This is a genomic window from Orlajensenia flava, assembly GCF_004801905.1.
Lineage (GTDB): Bacteria > Actinomycetota > Actinomycetes > Actinomycetales > Microbacteriaceae > Orlajensenia > Orlajensenia flava.
Genome location: NZ_SSSN01000022.1, coordinates 1 through 3,149, shown reverse-complemented (window position 1 = coordinate 3,149; position 3,149 = coordinate 1). Strand labels below are relative to the sequence as shown.

At 67.3% G+C, this 3,149-nt stretch carries 2 protein-coding genes; both read left to right on the top strand.

The genetic code is table 11. The annotated features are described in order from the left end of the window. Nucleotides 1-1,116 (top strand): PASTA domain-containing protein (locus E6C70_RS16795; RefSeq protein WP_407921047.1); only part of this gene is annotated, 1,116 nt, incomplete at its 5' end. A gap of 56 nt (nucleotides 1,117-1,172) precedes the next feature. Continuing rightward, entirely contained in the window at nucleotides 1,173-2,864 is a 1,692-nt protein-coding gene (gene pknB / locus E6C70_RS16530; protein ID WP_136424973.1) for a Stk1 family PASTA domain-containing Ser/Thr kinase, read from the top strand. The last annotated feature ends 285 nt before the right edge of the window (nucleotides 2,865-3,149 follow it).

Sequence of the window (3,149 nt, the reverse complement as noted above, 5' to 3'; positions counted from 1 at the left end):
TCGCTCGGCATCGTCGCCTACGAGTGCCTGGCGGGCCGTCGTCCGTTCACAGGCGAGTCGCAGGTGGCCATCGCCATGGCGCAGATCAACGACACCCCACCCGACCTGCCCATCACGGTCTCCGAGCCGGTTCGCAACCTCGTCTTCGCGTGCATCGCCAAGAACCCGGCCGACCGGCCGCAGTCGGCGGCCCACCTCGCTCGCGCAGCCACCGCGCTCCGCAAGGGCGACGTGCAGGCCGCGGCAGCCGCGGTGCCCGCCATCCTCGGAGCGGGCGCGACAGCCGCGACCATGCTGATGCCCTCCTCCAACGCGAACACCAGCGCGGCCACCACGGTGTTCCCCGCCGCCGTGACCACCACGACGACGACCGAGGAGACCGGCGAGCCCGAAAAGAAGAAGCGCAGCCCCTGGACCTGGCCGCTCATCGTCCTCATCATCCTGCTCGCGCTGCTGCTTATCGGCGGAATCATCGCCCTCGCCGTGAACGGGGGCAACAACAACACCCCGGTTCCGACGACCACGACCTCGACACCCGCACCGACGAAGTCATCGACTCCGACACCCACGTCGACGCCCACCTCGACGACGATCCCAGTGAAGGAGGCCGACTTCATCGGCCTTTCGAGCGCGGACGCCCGTGCGAAGGCGGAGGGCATGGGTCTCACCGTTACGGTCAACACCGGCAATGCTGCAACGGATCCGGCGAAGGTCGACACCGTTTACGCGGTCAACCCGACCGGCAACCTCCAGAAGGGCGCCTCCATCACTCTGTCCGTGTACGCCGGTGTAATTCAGCCGAGCAAGCCGACCGCGGCACCGACGTTGCAGGGTGGCGAGTCCCCCACAACGGTGAAAGCAGGAGTGGCGTCGGCAACGATCGCCTGGGAAGCCCAAAGCTGCCCGGCCGGTCAGACCCTGAGTGGCTACAACCTGACGGTCACCGGACAGGGCGCGACCAACGTCCAGGCCGACGCGACTCCGAATGGCAGCCGCACGGCTACCTTCACCGCGGGACCGAAGGACTCGACGTTCACCGCCACGCTCGTGTACCAGTGCGGATCCGTCGCCTCCCCGGCGTCCGACCCCCTCAGCGTGACCGTGGTCGGCCCGTGATCAGCCGCGTCCGTTAGGCTTTCCGCACCCGTCCGCCCACATTCGAGGAGTTCGCATTGACTGACGATGGCCGCCTGCTCGCAGGCCGCTACCGTGTTGGTGAACTCATCGGCCGCGGCGGCATGTCCGAGGTGCACCTCGGAACGGACACCAGGCTGAGCCGGACAGTGGCGATCAAGCTGCTCAAGTCGTCGCTCGCCCTCGACCCGGCCTTCCGCACGCGGTTCCGCCAAGAGGCTCAGGCAGCGGCGCGGATGGCGCATCCCACCATCGTGCGCGTGTTCGACGCCGGCGAGGAGACCGTCACCGACACGTCGGGCCACGACACGCAGCAGCCCTTCATCATCATGGAGTACGTCGACGGGCGCATGCTCAAGGACGTCATCCGCGGGGGTGCGCTTGAGTCGTCGGAGGCCGTCCGCATCCTCGAGGGCGTCCTGACCGCGCTCGAGTACTCGCACCGCGCCGGCGTCGTGCACCGCGACATCAAGCCCGGCAACATCATGATCACCAAGTCCGGACAGGTGAAGGTGATGGACTTCGGCATCGCCCGGGCCATCTCCGACTCGTCGACGACGGTCGCGCAGACCACCGCCATCCTCGGCACGGCCTCCTACTTCTCGCCCGAGCAGGCCAAGGGCGAGCTCGTCGACGCGCGCACCGACCTCTACTCCGCCGGCGTCGTGCTGTTCGAGATGCTCACGGGTCGCCCGCCGTTCCGCGGCGACACTCCGGTGGCCGTCGCCTATCAGCACGTGAGCGAGACGGCGAGCAAGCCGAGTTCCATCAACCAGAACGTCTCGCCCGCGCTCGACATGGTCGTGGCGAAGGCGCTCGCGAAGGATCGCTTCGACCGCTACCAGACCGCGGCCGAGTTCCGGGGCGACCTCGAGATCGCCGCATCCGGCAAGCTGCCCATCCACAAGCAGAGTGAGGAGGCGAACCTCTTCGGAACGCCGCCTCCCATCACCACCGGCACCGAGCTCGCCTTCAAGCAGCTCTCCGAAGACCAGCGGATGGTGCGCACCCAGCGGCGGCCGCCGGCCATCTGGGTCTGGGCAGGCATCCTCAGCGTCATCGTCATCATCGCCGCCGTCATGTTCTGGGTGTTCAACCTGGCTCCGTCGAGCGACATCCCGTCGTCGTCGCGCGAGGTGCCGTCGATCACCGGACTCACCTTCGAGGATGCCTCGGCCAAGCTCGCCGACCGCGACCTGTCTGCGACGCAGGTGCCCGAGCCGAGCGCGACCGTGGAGAAGGGCAAGGTCACCCGCACCGATCCACCGTCGGGCGAGACCGTCGCTCCCGGAACGTACATCACCGTGTACGTGTCGACCGGCAAGGAGCAGGTGACCGTGCCCGACGTCACCAACAAGCCCATCGCGGATGCGCAGGCCGCCATCACCGGAGCCGGTATGGCGGTGGGTGCGGTCAGCAAGGAGAACTCGCCGACGATCGCAACGGATGTCGTGCTCCGCACGAACCCGGTCGGTGCCACGGCGGTCGACTCGGGTTCGACGATCGACTTCGTCGTCTCGAGCGGGCTCGTGACGCTGCCCGACCTCACGGGTCAGTCGTTGAGCGCCGCGACGGACATCCTCCAGGGATCCAATCTGCAACTGACGGCCAACCCGAAGCCCGACACCTCGTGCAAGCAGAAGCCGAACCAGCCGATCACGTCTCAGTCGATCGCGCCGGGCGACGTGCCGCAGAAGTCCACCGTCGACGTCGTCTACTGTTCCGGCTGATCCGCTGCTCTCCATCGCTGGTTGAGTAGCGAGCGACGAAGGAGTACGCGTATCGAAACCCGCCACTTGCACATGCGAGGGCCTCGATACGCGGAGCCGCTCCGCGTCTGCAGTGGCATTGCTGGTTGAGTAGCGAGCGACGAAGGAGCACGCGTATCGAAACCCGCCGGTCGCAAGTGCGAGGGCCTCGATTCGCGAAGCCGCTTCGCGTCTGCAGTGGCACCGCTGGTTGAGTAGCCCGCGAGCGCAGCGAGCAGGCGTATCAGTGATTGGCTGGTGTGGTTC